Below are 21797 nucleotides of genomic sequence, written 5' to 3' on the forward strand. Positions count from 1 at the left end.
GTCATCGTCCGAAGCCGGCGGTGGTGCCACATCAGGGCTACTCATGCTGAGATCGTCTCACCTACCACCGACACTGCAGCCTCCCCGGCACCAGCCCGGACGAAAGCATCCACGACCACTAAAAAGAGCCGCCGAAGTCGCGCATTTTTCGGGGCCCTGGCACGGTTCGGGGCCAGAACGGTCGGTTAGACTGCACGTGCATGAACCTCAACTGAATACTGGGCCTAGCGCTCGATGCGGGAGAGTTCGACGTCGCAAGACGAGCGAACACCGAAGGAGCAATCCTCCCCGACAATCTCTCAGGTACTCGTACCGCATCGAACGGGCCACTCTGAAAAGCGGACGAGCACAGCGCGTCCGGGCCTCGCTCAAGCGGGAACCGGACAGAACTGCCGAGTCCCGCCCATGGTGAAAGCCGGCGCAGCGCAAAGCGCCCCGGCGAAGCTCTCAGGCCAGACGACAGAGGGGGAGTTCCCAGCGGGGTTCAAACGAGCCCCGGAGCAACTCGCTTGGCACCCAGCCCGGCGACGAACCGGAGAACTCATGACCTCGGCAAGCACTGACCCCATCAACTCCGCTAATTCCGTCACTCCCGACGTCGCTGTGCCCGCTGACCCAGCCGGCACCGCGCCGACCGAACGGTTCTCGCCGCTGCACTCAGCCCACGTGGCCGCCGGCGCCAGCTTCACCGACTTCGCCGGCTGGCAGATGCCCGTACGGTACTCCAGTGACCTCGCCGAGCACCACGCCGTGCGCAAGGCCGCCGGCCTCTTCGACCTGTCCCACATGGCCGAGATTAGGGTGAGCGGGCCCCAGGCCGGCGAGTTCCTCGACCACGCCCTGGCCGGCCAGCTCTCGGTCATCGACCTGATGCAGGCCAAGTACAGCCTGCTGCTCAACTCGCGCGGCGGCATCATCGACGACCTCGTGGTCTACCGCACCGGCGAGACCGACTTCCTCGTCGTCGCCAACGCCGGCAACCACGACCAGGCGCTGGATGCCCTCACCGCCCGGTCCGCCCGGTTCGACGTCACCGTCACCGACGAGAGCGACGACACCGCCCTCATCGCCGTGCAAGGTCCGAACGCCCTCGCGATCGTGCAGGCCACCGAGGGCCTCAACATCGACAACGACGTGACGAGCCTGCGCTACTACCGCGCCCTCACCGCCACCTACAACGGCGCCCCCGTGCTCGTCGCCCGCACCGGCTACACCGGCGAAGATGGTTTCGAGCTCTACCTGCCGGGCGTGGAGGCCCTCGCGCTCTGGGACGCCATCGTCGTCGCCGGCGCCGCGCACGGCCTCGTTCCCGCCGGGCTCGCCAGCCGCGACACGCTGCGCCTCGAAGCCGGCATGCCGCTCTACGGCCACGAGCTGACCACCTCCACCTACCCCGCCCAGGCCGGGCTCGGCCGTGTGGTCAACCTCGCCAAGCCCACCGACTTCGTCGGCCGCACCGCCAGCGAGGAGGGTCCCTCCGGCGAGGCCCCCGTGCTTGTCGGCCTGGTCTCGGCCGGCAAGCGCGCCGGCCGCGCCGGCTACGAGATCTTCCGCAGCATCGATGCCACCGAGCCTGAGGGCGTCATCACCAGCGGCGCGCTGTCCCCGACGCTGGGCTACCCGATCGCCATGGCCTACCTGGCCCCGCCGCTGGCCCGACTCGACACCGAGGTGTTCATCGACGTGCGCGGCACCCGGTCACCCGCCACGGTGATCGCCCTGCCGTTCTACAAGCGCCGCAAATAACCGCGCCGCACGGATGCCCGGCCCCGGGCATCCGGCACCCGACGGCGCGAGACCCTCGCGCTTCGCCCCAGAACTGATCCACCGAACCCTGATCAACTCCCGATCAACCCCCTGTGATCAACCCCTTGAGAGGAAGCCCCATGGCTGACAAGACCGAACTCCAGTACACCGCAGAGCACGAGTGGGTGCTCGTCGACGGCGACATCGCCACCATCGGCATCACGGCCTACGCCGCCGACAAGCTCGGCGACGTGGTCTTCGTGGAGCTGCCCGAAGTGGGGAGCTCCGTCGCGAGCGGCACCGTCGTGGGTGAGATCGAGTCGACCAAATCGGTGGGGGAGCTCTTCGCCCCCATCGACGGCACCGTCGCCGAGATCAACGACGCCGTCGTGGACAGCCCCGAGCTCGTCAACAGCGATCCCCTCGGCGCGGGCTGGCTCATCAAGGTGAACTTCGAGACCCTGCCGACCCTGCTCAGCTTCGCCGAGTACTCCGCGATCATCGGCGAGTAACAGCCAACCCGCTGCCCACAGCCTCACCTCGCACGACCGAACCAGACCCCGGAAAGAGCCTCCCCTCACATGTCGCAGCCCTTCACCCAGCGTCACATCGGCACGGATGCCGACGCCCAGTCCCGCATGCTGGCCGTCCTCGGCCACACCAGCGTCGAGTCACTCGTCAACGCGGCCGTTCCGGCGTCGATTCAGGTCGAGCAGTTCCGTCGCGACGGCGACAGTACTCTGCCGCCTGCGGCCACCGAGCGGGAGGCTATCCAGGAGCTTCGCGCCCTGGCCGACAAGAACACCGTGAAGCGCTCGATGATCGGGCTCGGCTACTACGACACGATCACGCCCGCCGTGATCAAGCGCAATGTGCTGGAGAACCCGAGCTGGTACACCGCGTACACCCCGTACCAGCCGGAGATCAGCCAGGGCCGCCTCGAGGCCATCATCAACTTCCAGACCATGGTCGCCGATCTCACCGGCATGGCCACCGCCAACGGTTCCATGCTCGACGAGTCCACCTCCGTGGTGGAGGGCATGCTGCTGGCCCGCCGCGCCTCCAAGTCGCCGTCGAACCGGTTCATCGTCGACGCGGATGCGCTGCCCCAGACCCACGCGCTGCTCGGCAACCGCGCGCACGCGCTCGGCATCGAACTGGCCGTGCTGCCGCTGGACGAGACCACCACCGCGGAGGAGCTCGGCGACTACTTCGGCATCTTCGTGCAGTACCCGGGAGCATCCGGCCGCATCTGGAACCCCGCCGCCGTGATTGCCCTCGCCCACGAGAACAAGGCACTCGCCGTGGTCGCCGCCGACCTGCTCGCTCTCACCCTGATCACCTCGCCCGGCGAGCTCGGCGCCGACGTCGCCGTTGGCACCAGCCAGCGCTTCGGCGTTCCGATGGGCTTCGGCGGACCGCACGCCGGCTACCTTGCCGTGCGCAAGGGCCTGGAGCGCCAGATGCCCGGTCGCCTCGTCGGCGTGAGCGTCGACGCCGCCGGCCACCCCGCCTACCGCCTGTCGCTGCAGGTGCGCGAACAGCACATCCGCCGCGACAAGGCCACCTCAAACATCTGCACCGCCCAGGTGCTGCTGGCCGTGATGGCCGGCATGTACGCGGTCTACCACGGGCCCGACGGCCTCAAGGCGATCGCCACCGAGGTGCACGAACGCGCCGGCGCCCTCGTCGCCGCGCTCCGTGCGATCGACGTCGATGTGACCAACGACAGCTTCTTCGACACCGTTCGGGTGTCGGTGCCCGCCGGCGCCGCCGCCATCGTGGCCCAGGCCGCCGCCGCCGGCTACAACCTGCACGCGGTCGACGCCACCACCGTGGGCATCTCGGTCGACGAGACCACCACGGCGGCCGACCTCGCCGCCGTCGTGGGCTTCTTCGGCGGCCGCGACTCCTTCGGCCACGTCAACCTCAGCGCAATCGAGGACGGCCTGCCCGACGACCTGGCCCGCACCAGCGAGTACCTCACCCATGCCGTGTTCAACACGCACCGCTCGGAGACGAGCATGATGCGCTACCTCAAGCGCCTCGCCGACTACGACTACGCGCTGGACCGCGGCATGATCCCGCTGGGTTCCTGCACCATGAAGCTCAACGCCGCCACCGAGATGGAGGCCGTCACCTGGCCCGAATTCGGCGGACTGCACCCGTTCGCCCCCAAAGCCGACGTCGAGGGCTACCTCGAACTCATCCGCCAGCTCGAAACCTGGCTCACGGATGTCACCGGATACGACTCCGTGTCGCTGCAGCCCAACGCCGGCAGCCAGGGCGAACTCGCCGGACTCCTCGCCATCCGCGGTTTCCACCTCGCCAACGGTGACGTGGACCGCACGGTCTGCCTGATCCCGTCCAGCGCCCACGGCACCAACGCCGCATCCGCGGTGCTCGCCGGCATGCGTGTCGTGGTCGTGGCCTGCGACGAGCTGGGCAACGTCGACCTCGATGACCTGCGCGCCAAGATCGAACAGCACGCCGACAGCCTCGCCGCGCTGATGATCACCTACCCCTCCACCCACGGCGTCTACGAGCACGAGGTCGGTGCGATCTGCGCCGCCGTGCACGACGCCGGCGGCCAGGTCTACGTGGACGGCGCCAACCTCAACGCGCTGCTCGGCTTCGCCCGGTTCGGCGACTTCGGCGGCGACGTGTCGCACCTCAATCTGCACAAGACTTTCTGCATCCCGCACGGCGGCGGCGGCCCCGGCGTCGGTCCGGTCGCAGCCAAGGCGCACCTAGCCCCGTTCCTGCCCGGCCACCCGCTCGCGCAGAGCGACGAGCACTACCTGCTCGGCGGCACCGGCACCGAAACCGTCGTGCACGGCGGCGGCCCGGTCTCGGCAGCCCCCTACGGTAGCCCGAGCATCCTGCCCATCTCCTGGGCGTACGTGCGCATGATGGGCGCGGACGGTCTCAAGGAGGCCACCGGTGCCGCCGTTCTGGCCGCCAATTACGTGGCCAAGCAGCTCAGCGGCCACTACCCGGTGCTCTACGCCGGCGACAACGGCCTGGTCGCGCACGAGTGCATCCTCGACCTGCGTCCGCTCACCGCGGCCACCGGGGTCACCGTCGACGACGTGGCCAAGCGCCTCGTCGACTACGGCTTCCACGCGCCCACCATGAGCTTCCCGGTGGCCGGCACCCTCATGGTCGAGCCCACCGAGAGTGAAGACCTCGGCGAGATCGACCGGTTCATCGAGGCCATGATCGGCATCAAGGCCGAGGCGGATGCCGTCGCCGCCGGCACCTGGCCGGCCGACGACAACCCGTTGCACAACGCCCCGCACACCGCCCAATCGGTGATCGAGGGGGAGTGGACGCACCCTTACGACCGCGAGACCGCGGTCTACCCGGTGCGAACGTTGATTCGCAACAAGTACTGGGCGCCCGTGCGCCGCATCGACAACGCCTACGGCGACCGCAACCTGGTGTGCGCCTGCCCGCCGCCCGAGGCCTTCGAGTGACCCCAGCCTCACGAACCGAGTGAAAAGCCCCAAGAATTTCTTGATTCTTGGGGCTTTTCTCACGGGTCGCGGGCTAGGACGCGGGGGTCATGAGCGCCGGCCACCAGAGCACCGCCAACGGGTAGCCCACGAAGGAGAGGATGTCGAGCACCCAGTGCGCGATGACCAGCGGCATCACCCGGCCCCAGCGTAGGTAGCACCAGCCGAATACCACTCCCATCAGGGCATTGCCCACGAACGGGCCGATGCCCTGGTAAAGGTGGTAACTGCCGCGCAGCAGCGCCGCCGACACGATGATGGTCCAGGCGTTCCAGCCCAGCTCGCGCAGCCGGGTGAAGAGGTAGCCCACCACGATGAGCTCTTCGCTGAGTGCGCTGCGGATGGCGGAGAACACCAGGATCGGAATGGTCCACCAGAACGTGTCCAGCGGTGAGGGCACCACAGCCACCGTGAAGCCGAGCGCCCGCCCGGCCAGGTAGAGGCCGAGCCCCGGGATGCCGATGATCAACAGCAGCCCGCCGCCGCGAAGCAGGTCCCGGCGTGGTTGGGTAAAGTCCACGCCAAGCCGCCGGAACCCGTTCTGCCCGGGTTGCCAGAGCAGGTAGAGCACCAGTGCCACCGGGAACAGTGAGAAGACGATGCCGAGGAACTGATAGGTGAAGTCGAGCCACTCCCGTGTGGACTGGGACCCGTTGATGGTGGCCGATTGGTCGGCCAGGGCCACTTCTGCGGTGAGCCTGGCGATGATCGACACTATCGAGTACACCGCGGAGGCGCCGAGGGACAGCCCGAGCACTATGACTACCTCCCAGCGCAGCCGCACCGACGAGGGCCCCCGGGGGCCTGCGGTCGCGGCCGGACCAAGGGGCAGACTGCTCATGCCGGCCTCGGCATCCGGCACGCCGGAGTGCCGCCGGGCAGCCGGTACCTGTAGCGGGCGACGAGCCTGTAGCCGGCCTCGGCGGCCCATGACCACGGTGGCAGCACGGCCAGCCAGCCGAGGGCTCGCAACGCAGGAATCGGTTGCCCGCGCAACAAAGCAGCGACAGCGGCGGCGCCACCGTAACGCCGGCTCCCCACGACGAACCACACCCGGCTCCTCGCCTGCTCCTCGGTGAGGCCGAAAGCCGCGAGATCTGTCCATTGGAATGGTGCGGTCGCCGGGACGCGAGGCATCGTGCGCTCAAGCCAGAGCACCGCGGTGGTGCAGAATCCACAATCGCCGTCGAAGATGAGAGTGGCGGGTCGTTCGGACGGGGTGATCGGCATTCCTCTATTTTGCGCCTTGAGCGACAAAAGCACCGTTTCGGTAGCCACAGTCGCCTTCTTGAAATCGCTTGCACACACCCTCGGGACCATGGTCCCAAGCATCGTGAGAAATCCTCGTTGGATTCGCAGATAAAGCCGAGAATGCCCGCCTCGGCGCAAGAATCGTGCGTCTATTGTTTCTCATCGGTAACGTTTACCGCTACGTTTTGCACCCGGCGCGAGACGTACCTAGGGTTTTGATAACTAGCGCGCCGCTCTGGTCACGAACCACGGCGGCGCCTTCACCTTTGCACAGGAGGAATTTTGAAGAGATCCCGCATGGGCCTGAGCGCCCTCGCGCTTGTTTCGGTTAGCGCTCTGGCGCTCGCCGGCTGCGCTTCGACCGATGAGGCTGACGCCCCCGCAGCAGACTCTGCTGCCATCGTCAGCACTAACGGTAGCGAGCCGCAGAACCCGTTGATCCCCACCAACACCACCGAGACCGGTGGCGGAAAGATCGCCACGTCGATCTTCGCTGGTCTGGTGTCGTACAACGCTGCAGGCGAGATCGAGAACGAGGTCGCCAAGTCGATCGAGTCCGACGACGCGACCAACTGGACCGTCACGCTCAACGAGGGCTGGACCTTCTCCAACGACGAACCCGTCACTGCTTCCTCCTTCGTGGATGCCTGGAACTACGGCGCGCTCTTCAGCAACGCGCAGAGTGCTTCCTACTTCTTCGACGACATCGTCGGCTTCGACTACGAAGCTGACTCCGAACTGACCGGCCTCAGCGTCGTTGACGACACGACCTTCACGGTCGAACTCGCTTCGCCCGAGGCTGACTGGCCGCTGCGCCTGGGCTACACGGCCTTCATGCCGCTGCCGACCGCCGCGTACGACGACATGGCCGCCTTCGGTGAGAACCCGATCGGCAACGGCCCGTACATGCTTGATGGTGAAGGCGCCTGGATCCACGAGGAAAAGATCAACCTCGTCACCAACCCGTCCTACGAAGGCGTGCGCAAGCCCGTCAACGGTGGCCTCGAGATCAAGTTCTACTCCACCCAGGACGCCGCGTACGCGGACGTTCAGGGCGGAAACCTCGACGTGCTCGACGCTGTTCCGGACTCCGCGTTCGAAACCTACGAGGCCGAATTCGGCGAGCGTTCGGTGAACCAGGCTGCAGCCATCTTCCAGGGCTTCAATATGCCGTACTACCTCGAGCACTGGAGCGGTGAAGAAGGCCAGCTGCGTCGTGCCGCGATCTCCATGTCGATCGACCGCGACCAGATCACCGATGTCATCTTCCAGGGCACCCGCACCCCCGCGACCGACTTCACCTCCCCGGTGATCGACGGCTACTCCGACAAGCTCGAAGGCGCCGAAGTCCTGGAATACAACCCGGAAGAGGCCGTCAAGCTGTGGGCCAAGGCTGACGCCATCGCACCGTACGGCGACACCACGTTCGACATCGCCTACAACTCCGACGGTGGCCACCAGGCCTGGGTCGACGCAGTGATCAACAGCGTCGTCAACACGCTGGGTATCTCCGCAACCGGCAAGCCGTACCCGACCTTCGCTGCGGCCCTCGAAGACCGCTCCAACGACGCGCTGACCGGTGGAACGCGCGCCGGCTGGCAGGGCGACTACCCCTCGATGTACAACTTCCTCGCTCCGCTGTACCAGACCGGTGCCGGATCGAACTACGAGGACTACTCGAGCGAAGAGTTCGACGGCCTGCTCAAGGAAGGTGCCGCGGCCGAAACCGTCGACGACGCCACCGCCAAGTACCAGGCTGCACAGGAGGTTCTGCTCAAGGACCTGCCGTCCATCCCGCTGTGGTACTCCAACGTCAACGGCGTTTGGGCTGACACCGTCAGCGACGTGGTGTTCGGCTGGGATTCCGTCCCGCTGTACTACCAGATCACCAAGGGTTAATTCCTAGTTCCACCCGCAGTGCAATGTCCGGGGCGTCAAGCCCCGGACATTGCACTGACTAGACTCATTCAGTGATTGCGATCCTCATGCATAAAAGACTCACGGAGCTCACCTGATGCTGTGGTACACAGGCAGGCGCGTCCTCCAAATGATCCCCGTCTTCTTCGGGGCGACATTCTTGATTTACTTCATGGTCTTCTCCCTGCCGGGCGACCCGATCGCGGCGCTCTACGGCGATCGTCCGCCGGCACCAGGCGTGATCGAACAGATCCGCGCCCAGTACAACCTGGACAAGCCGCTCATCCAGCAGTACTTGATCTACATCGGCAACTTCTTCCAGGGCGACCTGGGCACCACCTATTCGGGCCGACCCGTCAGCGATGTGATGGCCGGGGCCTTCCCGATCACCTTCCGCCTGGCCATGCTCGCCCTGTTCTTCGAGTCCGTCGCCGGTGTCGTCGTCGGTCTGATCGCGGGTCTGCGCAAGGGCAAGTGGTTCGACGCCAGCGCCCTCGTCGTCAGCCTGCTCCTGATCAGCGTGCCGACCTTCGTGCTCGGTTTCCTCTTCAGGCTGATCTTCGGCGTGCAATTGGGCTGGTTCAGAACCACCGTGAGCAGTGAGGCTCCCTGGGGCGAACTGATCCTGCCGGCCCTCGTGCTGGCCAGCGTGTCGTTCGCCTACATCGTGCGCCTCACTCGCGCCAGCGTTGCAGACAACCTCAACGCCGACTTCGTGCGCACCGCCACCGCAAAGGGCCTGTCCCGGCGCCGCGTGGTCACCGTTCACGTTCTGCGCAACTCTCTCGTGCCCGTCGTGACGTTCCTGGGAGTCGACCTCGGTTCCCTCATGGTCGGCGCGATCATCACCGAGGGCATCTTCAACATCAACGGCGTCGGTGGCACCGTGTACAAGGCGATCGTCCTCGGCGAGAGCACCACCGTGGTGTCGTTCATCGCCGTCATGGTGGTCATCTTTGTGCTCGCCAACCTGCTCGTCGACCTGCTGTACGCAGCTCTGGACCCAAGGATTCGTTATGCCAAGTAAGCGTGGCCAGGCCCATTTCGTCGCGGAGCTGGAAGACACCCCGGTAGCCCCCGTCGACCGTCTCGACGAGTCGCAGAAGGCGCGCAGCACCTGGGCGGATGCCTGGGACTCGATGCGCCGCCGGCCGATGTTCTGGATCTCCTCAGTGCTCATCGTCCTCATCGCCGTCATCGCCCTGTTCCCAGGGCTGTTCACCTCGGTGTCACCCAGCCTCGGCTGTGACCTCGGCAAGAGCAACGGCGGCCCGGAGGCCGGGCACCCCTTCGGGTTCACCCGACAGGGCTGCGACGTTTACGCGCGCACCATCTTCGGCACCCAGGCATCCGTCACCGTCGGCCTGCTCGCCACCGCCCTCGTCACCCTCATCGGTGTCGTCATCGGTTCCCTCGCGGGCTACTACGGCGGCTGGCTCGACGCCATCGTCTCCCGCGTCGGCGACATCTTCTTCGCGATCCCCACCATCCTCGGCGCCATCGTGCTGATGTCGGTGCTGCCGGCCGCGACGCCCACCTCGGTGGCCTTCGTGCTGTCGATCTTCGCCTGGCCCCAGATTGCCCGCATCATGCGCGGTGCGGTGCTGTCGGCCACGAACTCCGACTATGTGATGGCCTCGACCGCCCTCGGCGTCTCGAGGTTCCGGATTCTGCTTCGGCACGTGATCCCCAACTCGATCGCACCGGTCATCGTGATCGCCACCGTGTCGCTCGGTACGTTCATCGTGGCCGAATCGACCCTGTCATTCCTGGGCATCGGACTTCCGACCAGCGTGATGTCGTGGGGGAACGACATCAGCCAGGCCCAGACTTCCCTTGTCACCAACCCGCAGGTGCTCCTGTACCCGGCGGCCGCCCTGTCCATCACGGTTCTCGCGTTCCTGATGCTCGGCGACATTCTGCGCGACGCGCTTGACCCGAAGGCGAGGGCGCTTCGATGAGCCAGACACTGACAGACACCACCCCGGAGGGCACCGAGAGCCAGGAGCAGCCGCTGCTGCAGATCCGCGGCCTCGAAGTGGGCTTCCAGACCCAGCGCGGTCTGATTCCCGCGGTGCGCGGCGTTGACATCACCCTGTACTCCGGCCAGACCCTCGCGATCGTGGGGGAGTCCGGTTCGGGCAAGACCACCACCGCGCAGGCGATCATCGATCTTCTGCCCGGCGCCGGCAAGATCACGGGCGGTCAGGTGCTCTTCGAGGGCCGCGACCTCACCAAGCTCAGCCCCAAGGACATCCAGGCTGTGCGCGGAAACCTGATCGGCTACGTGCCCCAGGACCCGATGTCGAACCTCAATCCGGTCTGGAACATCGGCTTCCAGGTCGAGGAGGCCATCAAGGCCAACGGCCTCGCCCAGGGCAAGGCCGCACGTGCCCGCACCATCCAGGTGCTGCAGGAAGCCGGACTCAGCGACGCTGCGGACCGCCTCAAGCAGTACCCGCACCAGTTCTCCGGCGGTATGCGCCAGCGCGTGCTGATCGGCATCGGGCTGTCGGCCCGACCGAAGCTGCTGATCGCCGACGAGCCCACCAGCGCGCTCGACGTCACAGTGCAGCGTCAGATTCTGGACCACTTGGGCACCCTCACCCGTGACTACGGCACCAGCGTGCTGTTCATCACGCACGACCTCGGCCTCGCCGCCGAACGTGCTGAGCAGCTCGTGGTGATGTACAAGGGCAAGGTTGTCGAGTCCGGTCCGTCGCAGGAGATCCTGGCCAACCCGCAGCACCCGTACACGCAGCGTCTCGTCTCGGCAGCGCCGAGCCTGGCATCGCGTCGTATTCAGTCGGCGAAGCACGCATCAGTGGGCGACACCGCGATCTACAGCGGCGATTCGCTCGACGACGCCATGGTGTCCAGGGCGGCAGAGCGCGAAAGCGCCGCACCGGTCAAGGACCTGATCTCGATCGACAACATCTCCAAGGTGTACCGCATTCGCAAGAAGGGCCTGCGCACCGACGAGCTCAGGGCCGTCGACGGCGTTTCGTTCGGCATCCAGAAGGGCACCACCACGGCCCTCGTGGGCGAGTCCGGCTCGGGCAAGTCGACTGTCGCCAAGCTCGTATTGCAGCTGGAGAGCATCACCAGCGGTGCGATCGAGTTCGATGGCCAGGATGTCGCCGGGCTGAAGGGCAAGGCGCTCCTGAAGTTCCGCCGCCGAGTGCAGCCGGTCTTCCAGGACCCGTACGGATCCCTCGACCCGCAGTACAGCGTGGGCAACACCATCGCCGAGCCGCTGCTGGCGCACGGCGTCGGTACCGCCAAGGAACGCCAGGCCAGGGTAAAGGAACTGCTTGACCAGGTCTCGCTGCCGTGGTCCTCCAGGTACCGGTATCCGAGCGAGCTTTCCGGCGGTCAGCGACAGCGCATCGCGATCGCCCGTGCGCTCGCCCTGAAGCCCGACGTGCTCGTGCTCGACGAGGCCGTTTCGGCGCTCGACGTGCTCGTGCAGGGTCAGGTGCTCAACCTGCTCACCGAGCTGCAGACCGAGCTCGGCCTGACCTACCTGTTCATCACCCACGACCTTGCCGTGGTCCGCCTGGTCGCAGACAACGTCTGCGTCATGCAGAAGGGCCGGATTGTGGAGGCAGCGTCGACCGACGACGTCTTCGACAACCCCCAGCAGGCGTACACGCAGGAGCTGCTCGCCGCCATCCCCGGTGGCAACTTCCAGTTCGGCCGGTAGGCCGCGCTCGCTGTGACTGCCCCTCGACGACTGCGCCTCGGCCTGTCGCCGGGGGGCAGTCGTCGTCGGGGGGAGCCGGCCGGCGTTCGCCTGCGCGCCCGCACCTCGGTGCTGGTTGGCGTGGCTCTGCTCGCCCTGGTGGGTGTGTTGCTGGCCGACGCGCTCGTCCGGGGCCGGTGGGACGTGGCAGTGCTTTCCCTGCCCGCCCTGGGGCTGGTGGCGTTTCTCGCCGTGGAGGTGTTCCTGCGACCCAGCATCCGGGTGCACCCGGGTGGCATCACCGTGGTGAACCCGCTCGTGACGACCGAGGTGCCCTGGGCCGATGTGGGCGACGTCACCACCCGGTTCCTGGTGACAGTGCACGCCCGCAACGGCAGGCGGATCCACTGTTGGGGTGCCCCGACGGCCGCCCGAACCGCACCGACGACCACCCGCTCAACCGTCTCGTCGGCGTCTGAGACGAGCGCCTGGCTGCGAGCGTCCTCGCCGCACCGCGTGATTGAGTCATATGTTGTGCAATACGGTGACCTGCCGGCATCGACGGGCGGCGTGGAGCACGCTGCCGGGGCGCACCGACACTGGCACTCGATGACGGTTTTCCTTGCCCTGGCGCTTGTACTGGTGGCCGCCGGCCAGGTAGCCATCGGCGGCTAGGGCTGCTCATCTGAGCGCACGATGTGGTGGATTCATCGGACCGTCGCGAAGATTTCATGCTCAATTCCAGAGATTTCAGCTGATATGTGCGAATCGGGTGTTTCCTGCGAATCTGCCGTCAGAGCTCGCCTAGGCTCTCCCCAATACTTGCTGAGCACCGGAGCTTTGATCGTTAGTGCTCTCCTGGGGGGGAGCTAAGGGGGAACACAGTGAATCGCACCACCCTGTTTTTCAAGCTGACAGCCACCACCCGCGTCGGGATTCTTGGGAGCGCTCCGAGCCGATGGGTCCAGACCGGCCGACGACAGGCGGTCAGGCTCTAGGGCAGTTCGAGCTCCGACATGGTCTTCTACACCCTGCGGCGATTCGTCAACTATTTCATCCTCTCCGCGATCGCCACCTGCCTCGCCTACGTCGTCGCGAGCCTGGCGCTCGACCCGGCGGCCAAGTATTACGGCCGGAACCCGCAGCCGAGCGCGCACGTTATCGAGAGCATCCTCAACGGCCTCGGAGTCAACCCCGATGTGCCCGTGCTCGTGCGACTGTGGAACTGGATCGTCACACTCGTCACCCAGGGTTCACTGGGCGAAACCGTCGGTGGCCGGTCCGTCGTCGCCGAGATCGTCACCCGGTCCGGCGTCAGCCTCCAGCTGCTTCTGCTCGGCTCCATCATCGGCGCGATCCTCGGTGTTGTGCTCGGCGTCTGGGGCGCCGTCAAGCAGTACTCGCTCAGCGACCAGGCCGTCACCTACAGCTCCTACCTGGTCTTCGCCACTCCCACGTTCGTGATCGGCGTTCTGCTCATGATCGGTGCGACCGTGCTGAACGGCGTCGTCGGGCAACAATTGATCACCTTCACGGGGTCGTATTCGGCCGGTCTCACGGGTTCCTGGTGGGACCTGCTGGTCGACCGCGCCGTGCACCTGCTGTTACCGACGATCGCGTTGGTGCTCACCGGTGCGGCCAGCTACTCCCGCTACCAGCGCAGCGTGATGCTCGACGTGCTCGCGTCCGACTACATCCGCACCGCACGCTCCAAGGGCCGTTCGCGCAACTCGGCGCTGGTGCGGCACGGAGTGCGGGTGGCGCTCATCCCCATGTCGACGTTCTTCGCCTACAGCTTCGGCACCCTCGTCTCCGGTTCGATCATGCTCGAGATCGTGTTCTCCTTCCACGGCATGGGGGAATTCACCCTGCAGGCCATCACCCAGAGCGATATCAACGCCGTCGCCGGTTCCACGCTGTTCCTGGCCGTGCTGGTGCTGTTCTCCTCGACCCTGTCCGAAATTCTCTACGCAGCACTCGACCCCCGAGTGAGGAACTGACATGTCGATCGTCGAAGGCGCCAGCGCCACCCTCGTTGCCGGGCCGGAGCCCGAAGAAACTCCCGTCACGCTGGCCCGCAAGCCGCTGTCCCGCGGCCGGCTGATCTGGAACCGGCTGGTGCACACCCCGCGGTTCTGGATCGGCGCAGTCGCCATGGCGATCATCGTGCTGTGGGCCGTGCTCGGCCCGATGCTGTACCCGGTGGATGCCTTCAGCCGCGACCCGCTCAACATGGGCATGGGCCCGACCCAGTTGCACTGGTTCGGCACCAACAACATCGGCCAGGACATCTACGCGCAGACTCTCATCGGCCTGCAGAAGTCGTTGGTCATCGGCTTGATCGCCGGCCCGCTCGGCACCCTGATCGCCGCCGTGGTCGGTTCGGTGGCCGGGTACGTGGGCGGCGTCGTCGACAGTGTGCTGGTTTGGCTGATCAACCTGCTGCTCGTGCTGCCGTCGTTCATCCTGCTGGTCATCCTCAGTCCGCTGTTCGAGGACCTGTCCTGGGTGTTCCTCACGGTCTTCCTGGCCGGCTTCAGCTGGATGATCATGGCCCAGGTGATCCGGTCGCAGACCCGGTCGCTCCGCGGCCGTGACTTCGTCAAGGCCGCCAGGTACATGGGCGTGCCGATGCGCACGATCCTCTCCAGGCACATCATCCCGAACGTGGCCTCGCTGCTGATCATCGACGCGACGCTCGGTGTAGTGGCCATGATCATGGCCGAGACCAGCCTGAGCTATTTCGGTTTCGGCATCCGCGCCCCCGATGTCTCGTTGGGCACCCTGCTCTCCGAGGGCACCGGCGCCGCCGTCACCCGGCCGTGGCTGTTCGTGTTCCCGGCCGGGGTGCTCATCATCACCCTCTTCGCCGTCAGCCTTATCGGGGACGCGCTGCGCGACGCCGTCGACCCCACTTCGGGAGTGAACCGTGACTGATCTTCTCACCGGCACCGTCGGCGCCGAACGCGCCAGGCGCAGCAGCCCGCTGTTGCAGGTGCGCAACCTCTCGGTGACCTTCCCGCAGCGCAGCGGCCCGCCCGTCAACGCCGTACGCGGCATCAGCTACGACGTGCACGAGGGCGAGTTCCTGGGCATCGTGGGGGAGTCAGGGTCGGGCAAGTCGGTGTCGTCGCTGGCACTGATGGGCCTCCTGCCCAGCTCCGCCCAGATCACCGGCAGCATCGACTTCGACGGGCACAAGCTCCTGGAGATGAACGACCGCCAGCTGTCCGGGCTGCGCGGCCGGAAAATCTCGATGATCTTCCAGGACCCGCTGTCGGCACTCACTCCGGTGTACACGGTCGGCGACCAGATCGCCGAGGCCCTGCTGCTGCACGACGCTGCGTTGAGCAAGCAGGCGGCCCGCGCCAGGGCCGTTGAATTGCTCAAGGTGGTGGGCATCCCCGCACCGGAACGCCGGGCGAAGGCGTTCCCGCACGAGTTCTCCGGCGGCATGCGCCAGCGCGCCATGATCGCCATGTCGATCGCGAACGATCCGAAGCTGATTGTCGCCGACGAACCCACCACGGCCCTGGATGTGACCATCCAGGCCCAGATCCTCGAGGTGCTCGAGAAGGCCAAGGAACTCACCGGAGCTGCGGTGGTTCTGATCACCCACGACCTCGGCGTCGTCGCCGGCCACGCCGACCGCATCGCCGTGATGTACGCGGGCAAACTCGTGGAGAACGGCAGCACCGCCGATGTCTTCAGCGAACCGCACATGCCGTACTCCATCGGCCTGCTCCGCTCGGTGCCGAACATGCAGACGGCCGGCACCCAGCGGCTGGTACCGCTCGAGGGCCGACCGCCGTCGCTTACTGCGCTGCCGCCGGGATGCCCGTTCGCCGCCCGCTGCCCGATTGCCCTCGACGTCTGCCGTGAGGTGGAACCTCTCCTCGCCGCGCACGGCGAATTCGCTGACGGTGTGACAGGCGTCGACCTCTTCGCTACCGGCCCGACGGCCGCTGACACGGCAACGGCCGGTCCGTCCACCGCCGCCCACGTGGCCGCCTGCCACCGCTCCGGCGAGATCGCCGCAGGCACCCTCACCCGCGCCGACGTCTTCCCCCGGCCGGAACCGCTGGACGTGCAGCACGCTGTGCGGCGGGACGCGCAGGTGCCTGTGCTCACCGTCACCGGTCTCAAACGCCACTTCCCGCTCACCAACGGCGGAATCTTCTCCCGCCGCATCGGCACAGTGCGGGCCGTGGACGGCGTCTCGTTCTCCATCCAGCCGGGCCAGACCCTCGGACTGGTTGGCGAATCCGGGTGCGGCAAGTCCACCACCATCCTCGAAATCCTCGAGATGGCCACGCCCCAGGCCGGCCAGATCCTCATCGACGGCACCGACACCGGCACCGCCAGCCGGGCCGAGCGGCTGCGGTTGCGCAAGGACGTGCAGATCGTCTTCCAGGACCCGATGGCCGCCATCGACCCGCGTCTGCCCATCGGTGAGGTGATAGGCGAACCCCTCACCGTGCACGGAGTCGGCCGGGCCGAGCGCCGGGCCCGGGTGCAGGAACTCCTCGACCTGGTGGGACTGGACCCGCAGATGGCCGACCGCTACCCGCACGAGTTCTCCGGGGGCCAGCGCCAGCGCATCGGCATCGCCCGCGCCCTGGCCACGAACCCGCGCCTGGTGGTGCTGGACGAACCGGTTTCAGCGCTCGACGTCTCGATTCAGGCCGGCGTGATCAACCTGCTCGAAGACCTCAAGGAACGACTCGGGTTGTCTTACCTCTTTGTGGCCCACGACCTGGCCATCGTGCGTCAGATCGCCGACACCGTCGCCGTCATGTACCTGGGTCGCATTGTGGAGTACGGACCGGTTGCCGACGTGTTTGCGCACCCCCGGCATCCGTACACGCAGGCTCTCATCTCGGCCGCGCCGATCCCCGACCCCGCCATCGAACGCAGCCGCACCCGGGTGCTGCTCGAGGGCGACCTGCCCAGCCCCACCGAGGAGATCACGGGCTGCAACTTCCGCACCCGCTGCCCGCTCTATAGGTTGCTCGACCCGGCCGCCCAGTCCCTGTGCGCCACAGACGACCCGCCACTGACCGCCCACGATGGCGTGGACGCCGCGTGCCACCACGTCGGTCGCAATCGGATCGTCGATTCGGCGCTTGTCGCCGCCCCCTAGCTCGTCTGACCGCTCTATCCGCAGTACCGAACACAGCACCTGAAGCCCAGCACAGCAAGCACAGCCCTCACCAAGATAAGAAGGAGAAACCCTATGCGTCGTAGAAACACCGCATTTGCGGCAGTCGCCGTTCTGAGTGCGTCTGCCCTACTGCTCACAGCCTGCGCGCCAGGCAACACCGCCACGGATACCTCAAGTTCCGGCGCCGCCGAGGAACTGCCCAGCACCGCTTGGGCCGCTGCCGACGCCGCCGATGTGCAGGATGGCGGCACCCTCAACCTTTCCATCGGCTCCATGCCGGTCAACTGGAACTCCTGGGAGGTCGACGGCAACGAGGTCGACAGCATCAACACGATTTCGCCGACAACCGGTGGACCCATCCGGATCGGCGAGGACGGCACTCCCGAGATCGACCCCGACTACGCAATCTCGGCCGAGGTCGTCAGCGAGGATCCCCAGGTTGTGGAGATCAAGCTGAATCCCGAAGCGGTCTGGGAAGACGGCACGCCGATCACCTATAAGGACTACGTCGCTACCTGGCAGGCCGTCAACGGCAGCAACGAGGCGTATCTGCCGGCATCCACGGCGATTTTCGAGGACATCACCGCCATCGAGTCAACCGGAACCGACTTCGACTTCACGATGACCTTCGACAAGATCACCGCCGACTGGCAGTCCATCCTCGTCGGAGCCCCCGGGGTCCTTCCGGCCGCCGCCGCAGCGACGCCCGAGACCTTCAACGCCGGCTACCTCGACTCCCCGGTGCCGTCGTCGGGCCCGTTCATGATCTCGGACATCGACACCTCCGGCCAGGTCGTCACCCTGGTGCGCAACCCGGTCTGGTGGGGCGAGACCCCCAAGCTCGACACCATCATCGTCAAGGTCATCGACGCCGCAACCGCGCCGACGTCCTTCGGCAACTCCGAGACGGACGTGCTGTACATCTCCTCGAACGCCGACGCGTATGAGACCGCGAAGAAGCGTACGGATGCCGAGATCCAGGCATCCGGCGGTCTCACCTGGACCCACGTCACCATGAACGGCTCCAAGGGCCCGCTCGCCGACGTCAAGGTGCGTCAGGCCATCGGTCACGCCGTGAACCGGGAGCTGATCTCCGAATCCGCCAACACCCCGGTGGGAGTACCCGCCACCACGCAGGGCAGTTACGTGTTCATGCCCGGCCAGAAGGGCTACGAAGACAACGTGGGAGCTGCCATCGGTTTCGATGTCGACGCTGCAGCCAAACTGTTCGACGAGGCCGGCTACGAACTGAACGACGACGGACTGCGCGAGAAGGACGGCGATGTGCTGACTCTCTCGATCACGGTGCCCGCCGAAACCCCGACGAACAAGCAGCGCGCCGTTCAGGTTCAGGCCGACCTCAAGGATGTGGGTGTCACCGTCGAACTCGACGAGGTTCCCGCCGCCAAGTACTTCTCGGACTACATCATCCCCGGCGACTACGAGATGACGAGCTTCTCCTGGCAGGGCACCGCCTTCCCGATCTCGTCGACCGAAGCGCTGTTCTCGCCGGTTGACTCCGAGTCGAACTTCACCGGAATCACCGACGACTCGCTCGAGGGCCTGTTCGACGAGGCCAACGCCGAGCTGGACCCCGATGCCCGCCTGAAGATCGCGGACAAGATCGACAAGGTGCTCGCGGCCTATGTGCCGATCGTGCCGGTCGCCCCGCTGCCCAATGTGTACGCGGTCAAGGACGGGCTGGTCAACTACGGTGCCAAGCAGTTCCAGTCGGTCGACTGGACCGTCGTGGGCTGGGCCAAGTAAGTCTGCGAACAGAGCTCATGTCGCCGGCACCGGCCGGCACCTGACCTCAGGATGGGACGTGGCCGAGGCCGCGTCCCATCCGTCGTCTACCCCGTGTGTGGGGGACCGGTTCATGGGCTGTTAGCGCACTGTATATAGGAGTGATCGGGCCCGGCCCGACGAGAAGTGGGTCGAGTACGGTAGCATAGACCCTTGGGTCCGTAGTGACCCCACTCATCCACTCTGCGCCGCATGTGATTTTCCGCGGCATCCATTCTTCGTAAGGATCTATTTTTATGGCGATTGCTACCCGCAATAACCTCCGGAATGTTGCAATCGTTGCCCACGTTGACCACGGCAAGACGACCCTGGTCGACGCGATGCTCCAGCAGACGAACTCGTTCGCCGAGCACTCGCACACCGAAGAGCGCGCGATGGACTCCAACGAGCTCGAGCGCGAAAAGGGCATCACGATCCTCGCCAAGAACACGGCGATCTCGTACAAGGGCGTTCACGCCACCGACGGTCCCATCACCATCAACGTCATCGACACCCCCGGCCACGCCGACTTCGGTGGAGAGGTCGAGCGCGGCCTGTCCATGGTCGACGGTGTCGTGCTCCTCGTCGACGCATCCGAGGGCCCGCTGCCGCAGACCCGCTTCGTGCTGCGTAAGGCACTCGAGGCGCACCTGCCGGTGATCCTCCTGGTCAACAAGACCGACCGTCCCGACGCTCGTATCGATGAGGTCGTCGAAGAGAGCCAGGACCTGCTCCTCGGCCTCGCATCCGACATGGCCGACGACGTTCCCGACCTCGACCTCGACCTGGTCCTCAACGTCCCCGTCGTCTACGCCTCCGGTCGCGCCGGTGCTGCCAGCCTGAACAAGCCTGAGAACGGCGTTCTGCCCGACAACGATGACCTCGAGCCGCTCTTCGGCGCGATCCTCGAGCACATCCCCGCTCCCGTCTACGACGACGAGCACCCGCTGCAGGCCTGGGTCACCAACCTCGACTCCTCGCCGTTCCTCGGCCGCCTCGCGCTGCTGCGCATCTTCCAGGGCACCATCAAAAAGGGCCAAACCGTGGCCTGGATCAAGCACGACGGCAGCATCGCCAACGTGCGCGTCACCGAGCTGATGATCACCAAGGCCCTCGACCGTTACCCGGCCGAGAGCGCCGGCCCCGGTGACATCGTCGCCGTCGCCGGATTCCCCGACATCACCATCGGTGAGACGCTCGCCGACCCCGAGGACCCGCGCCCGCTGCCGACCATCACGGTCGACGACCCCGCCATCTCGATGACCATCGGCACCAACACGTCGCCGCTCATCGGCAAGGTCAAGGGCCACAAGCTCACCGCCCGCATGGTGAAGGACCGTCTCGACAAGGAGCTCGTCGGTAACGTCTCGCTCCGTGTCATCGACATCGGCCGTCCGGACGCCTGGGAAGTCCAGGGCCGTGGCGAGCTCGCCCTCGCCATCCTGGTCGAGCAGATGCGTCGTGAGGGCTTCGAGCTCACCGTCGGCAAGCCGCAGGTAGTCGTCAAGCGCGTCGACGGCAAGATCCACGAGCCGTACGAACACCTCACCATCGACTCGCCGGAAGAGTACCTCGGCGCGATCACCCAGCTCCTGGCCGCCCGCAAGGGTCGCATGGAGAACATGGCGAACCACGGCACCGGCTGGGTCCGCATGGAATTCATCGTTCCGTCGCGCGGCCTGATCGGTTTCCGCACCGAGTTCCTCACGGACACTCGCGGTACCGGTATCGCCAACGCGATCTTCCACGGCTACGAGGCCTGGGCCGGCACGATCAACACCCGCACCAACGGCTCGATCGTCGCTGACCGCTCCGGTGTTGTCACGCCGTTCGCCATCATCGCTCTGCAGGAGCGCATGCAGTTCTTCGTCAACCCGACCGAAGAGGTCTACGAGGGCATGGTCATCGGCGAGAACTCGCGCGGCGACGACATGGACGTCAACATCACCAAGGAAAAGAAACTGACCAACATGCGTCAGTCCACGTCTGACACCTTCGAGTCGATGACGCCGTCCAAGCAGCTCACCCTCGAGCAGTGCCTGGAATTCGCCCGCGAAGACGAGTGCGTCGAGGTCACCCCCGCCGTCGTTCGTATCCGCAAGGTCGAGCTCGCCGCATCCGCTCGTCAGCGCAACGTCTCGCGTCTGAAGAAGCAGGACGCGAACTAGATCAACAGTTCCATCTGCTGCAGGCATCCTGTTCCGGTTTTCCGGCGCGGGGTGCCTGCGGTTTTTTGTCAGCCCTTCGACAATGTGTGAGGAAACCATGACCCCTGGATCAACGACGAGAACGTCACGGTTGCGGATGACCCTGGCCGTGGCGGCACTCGTGGCCGTCGCACCCGCACTCGCGGGCTGCTCCGACACCCAGGTGCAGGATGCCGTGAACGGCGCCGTGCAGGGCGCAACCGACGGCGACGTCAGCCTCGGCGGAGCGCTGCCGGACGGCTGGCCGACAGAGATCCCCGTGATCGAGGGCGAGATCAAGTTCGGTGCCGGCAACACCACCAACGGCGATCAGGGCTGGGTGGTCACCATCGCCTCCGGTGCCGCCGACCCGCTGGCCGACGCCGAGCAGAAGCTCGTCGATGCCGGCTACGTGCCCGACACCAGCTCCTCCGCCAACGTCGGCGATGTGGGAGTGGTGGCCCTGGTCAACGACACCTACGTCGTCACCATCGCCGGCACCCCGGACGGTGTGCTCTACACAGTCGCGCCCGCCTAGGCGGCCT

Annotated in this window: 16 protein-coding genes and 1 riboswitch; of the genes, 14 read left to right on the plus strand and 2 right to left on the minus strand. The window is 66.2% G+C overall.

The window, feature by feature from the left end; all coding sequences use genetic code 11:
- The first annotated feature begins 227 nt into the window (after positions 1–227).
- Positions 228–325: riboswitch (glycine riboswitch) on the plus strand.
- A 218-nt stretch (positions 326–543) separates the two neighbouring features.
- The 3 genes from gcvT to gcvP all read left to right on the plus strand — a co-directional run bounded on the left by gcvT (position 544) and on the right by gcvP (position 5225).
- Positions 544–1746, plus strand: a complete 1203-nt coding sequence (gene gcvT / locus ACEN2M_RS11145; protein ID WP_441648196.1) for a glycine cleavage system aminomethyltransferase GcvT — start codon at positions 544–546, stop codon at positions 1744–1746.
- 140 nt (positions 1747–1886) lie between these two features.
- Positions 1887–2258 (plus strand): glycine cleavage system protein GcvH, encoded by a 372-nt coding sequence (gene gcvH / locus ACEN2M_RS11150; protein WP_441648197.1) that lies wholly within the window; start codon positions 1887–1889, stop codon positions 2256–2258.
- Between the two features lie 69 nt (positions 2259–2327).
- Positions 2328–5225 carry an aminomethyl-transferring glycine dehydrogenase gene (gene gcvP, locus ACEN2M_RS11155; RefSeq protein WP_441648198.1) on the plus strand — a complete coding sequence of 966 codons (2898 nt, stop codon included), beginning with the start codon at positions 2328–2330 and terminating at the stop codon, positions 5223–5225.
- A 73-nt stretch (positions 5226–5298) separates the two neighbouring features.
- Here gcvP and ACEN2M_RS11160 read toward each other — a convergent pair whose 3' ends face one another.
- Together ACEN2M_RS11160 and ACEN2M_RS11165 are read right to left on the minus strand one after the other, a co-directional pair.
- Complete coding sequence (locus ACEN2M_RS11160) at positions 5299–6105, minus strand: CPBP family intramembrane glutamic endopeptidase (protein ID WP_441648199.1); 807 nt, start codon at positions 6103–6105, stop codon at positions 5299–5301.
- A complete protein-coding gene (locus tag ACEN2M_RS11165) occupies positions 6102–6494 on the minus strand; it encodes a thiol-disulfide oxidoreductase DCC family protein (RefSeq protein WP_441648200.1) in 393 nt (130 codons plus the stop codon). Before ACEN2M_RS11165 ends, ACEN2M_RS11160 begins: the two co-directional genes overlap by 4 nt.
- A 303-nt stretch (positions 6495–6797) precedes the next feature.
- Between ACEN2M_RS11165 and ACEN2M_RS11170 the strand changes: the two genes are divergently transcribed.
- From ACEN2M_RS11170 to ACEN2M_RS11220, 11 genes are all read left to right on the plus strand, one after another.
- The gene (locus tag ACEN2M_RS11170; RefSeq protein WP_441648201.1) at positions 6798–8414 is read left to right on the plus strand and encodes a peptide ABC transporter substrate-binding protein; all 1617 of its coding nucleotides are present in this window, start codon (positions 6798–6800) and stop codon (positions 8412–8414) included.
- A gap of 115 nt (positions 8415–8529) precedes the next feature.
- Complete coding sequence (locus tag ACEN2M_RS11175) at positions 8530–9459, plus strand: ABC transporter permease (protein ID WP_441648202.1); 930 nt, start codon at positions 8530–8532, stop codon at positions 9457–9459.
- Positions 9449–10393 (plus strand): ABC transporter permease, encoded by a 945-nt coding sequence (locus tag ACEN2M_RS11180; protein ID WP_441648203.1) that lies wholly within the window; start codon positions 9449–9451, stop codon positions 10391–10393. Before ACEN2M_RS11175 ends, ACEN2M_RS11180 begins: the two co-directional genes overlap by 11 nt.
- The gene (locus ACEN2M_RS11185) at positions 10390–12138 is read left to right on the plus strand and encodes a dipeptide ABC transporter ATP-binding protein (RefSeq protein WP_441648204.1); all 1749 of its coding nucleotides are present in this window, start codon (positions 10390–10392) and stop codon (positions 12136–12138) included. The genes ACEN2M_RS11180 and ACEN2M_RS11185 overlap by 4 nt, the downstream gene beginning before the upstream one ends.
- Positions 12139–12150: 12 nt before the next feature.
- The gene (locus ACEN2M_RS11190; protein ID WP_441648205.1) at positions 12151–12792 is read left to right on the plus strand and encodes a PH domain-containing protein; all 642 of its coding nucleotides are present in this window, start codon (positions 12151–12153) and stop codon (positions 12790–12792) included.
- A gap of 341 nt (positions 12793–13133) precedes the next feature.
- Positions 13134–14117 (plus strand): ABC transporter permease, encoded by a 984-nt coding sequence (locus tag ACEN2M_RS11195; RefSeq protein ID WP_441648206.1) that lies wholly within the window; start codon positions 13134–13136, stop codon positions 14115–14117.
- Between the two features lies 1 nt (position 14118).
- Positions 14119–15054 (plus strand): ABC transporter permease, encoded by a 936-nt coding sequence (locus ACEN2M_RS11200; protein ID WP_441648207.1) that lies wholly within the window; start codon positions 14119–14121, stop codon positions 15052–15054.
- Positions 15047–17260 (plus strand): ABC transporter ATP-binding protein, encoded by a 2214-nt coding sequence (locus ACEN2M_RS11205; RefSeq protein WP_441648208.1) that lies wholly within the window; start codon positions 15047–15049, stop codon positions 17258–17260. Before ACEN2M_RS11200 ends, ACEN2M_RS11205 begins: the two co-directional genes overlap by 8 nt.
- A gap of 93 nt (positions 17261–17353) precedes the next feature.
- Complete coding sequence (locus ACEN2M_RS11210; RefSeq protein ID WP_441648209.1) at positions 17354–19048, plus strand: ABC transporter family substrate-binding protein; 1695 nt, start codon at positions 17354–17356, stop codon at positions 19046–19048.
- A 275-nt stretch (positions 19049–19323) separates the two neighbouring features.
- The gene (typA, locus tag ACEN2M_RS11215; RefSeq protein ID WP_441648210.1) at positions 19324–21234 is read left to right on the plus strand and encodes a translational GTPase TypA; all 1911 of its coding nucleotides are present in this window, start codon (positions 19324–19326) and stop codon (positions 21232–21234) included.
- A gap of 97 nt (positions 21235–21331) precedes the next feature.
- The gene (locus ACEN2M_RS11220) at positions 21332–21790 is read left to right on the plus strand and encodes a hypothetical protein (protein WP_441648211.1); all 459 of its coding nucleotides are present in this window, start codon (positions 21332–21334) and stop codon (positions 21788–21790) included.
- Positions 21791–21797: the final 7 nt, after the last annotated feature.

Origin of the sequence: Cryobacterium sp. W22_MBD10_FK3, from assembly GCF_052113745.1 — a bacterium.
GTDB lineage: Bacteria > Actinomycetota > Actinomycetes > Actinomycetales > Microbacteriaceae > Cryobacterium.

Excerpts from the sequence above, each read along its gene's own strand:
- gcvT (WP_441648196.1), top strand. The coding sequence starts at position 544 with ATGACCTCGGCAAGCACTGACCCCATCAACTCCGCTAATTCCGTCACT.
- typA (WP_441648210.1), top strand. The coding sequence starts at position 19,324 with ATGGCGATTGCTACCCGCAATAACCTCCGGAATGTTGCAATCGTTGCC.
- ACEN2M_RS11210 (WP_441648209.1), top strand. The coding sequence starts at position 17,354 with ATGCGTCGTAGAAACACCGCATTTGCGGCAGTCGCCGTTCTGAGTGCG.
- ACEN2M_RS11195 (WP_441648206.1), top strand. The coding sequence starts at position 13,134 with ATGGTCTTCTACACCCTGCGGCGATTCGTCAACTATTTCATCCTCTCC.
- ACEN2M_RS11165 (WP_441648200.1), bottom strand. The coding sequence starts at position 6,494 with ATGCCGATCACCCCGTCCGAACGACCCGCCACTCTCATCTTCGACGGC.
- ACEN2M_RS11180 (WP_441648203.1), top strand. The coding sequence starts at position 9,449 with ATGCCAAGTAAGCGTGGCCAGGCCCATTTCGTCGCGGAGCTGGAAGAC.
- ACEN2M_RS11200 (WP_441648207.1), top strand. The coding sequence starts at position 14,119 with ATGTCGATCGTCGAAGGCGCCAGCGCCACCCTCGTTGCCGGGCCGGAG.
- gcvP (WP_441648198.1), top strand. The coding sequence starts at position 2,328 with ATGTCGCAGCCCTTCACCCAGCGTCACATCGGCACGGATGCCGACGCC.
- ACEN2M_RS11160 (WP_441648199.1), bottom strand. The coding sequence starts at position 6,105 with ATGAGCAGTCTGCCCCTTGGTCCGGCCGCGACCGCAGGCCCCCGGGGG.
- ACEN2M_RS11175 (WP_441648202.1), top strand. The coding sequence starts at position 8,530 with ATGCTGTGGTACACAGGCAGGCGCGTCCTCCAAATGATCCCCGTCTTC.
- gcvH (WP_441648197.1), top strand. The coding sequence starts at position 1,887 with ATGGCTGACAAGACCGAACTCCAGTACACCGCAGAGCACGAGTGGGTG.
- ACEN2M_RS11185 (WP_441648204.1), top strand. The coding sequence starts at position 10,390 with ATGAGCCAGACACTGACAGACACCACCCCGGAGGGCACCGAGAGCCAG.
- ACEN2M_RS11220 (WP_441648211.1), top strand. The coding sequence starts at position 21,332 with ATGACCCCTGGATCAACGACGAGAACGTCACGGTTGCGGATGACCCTG.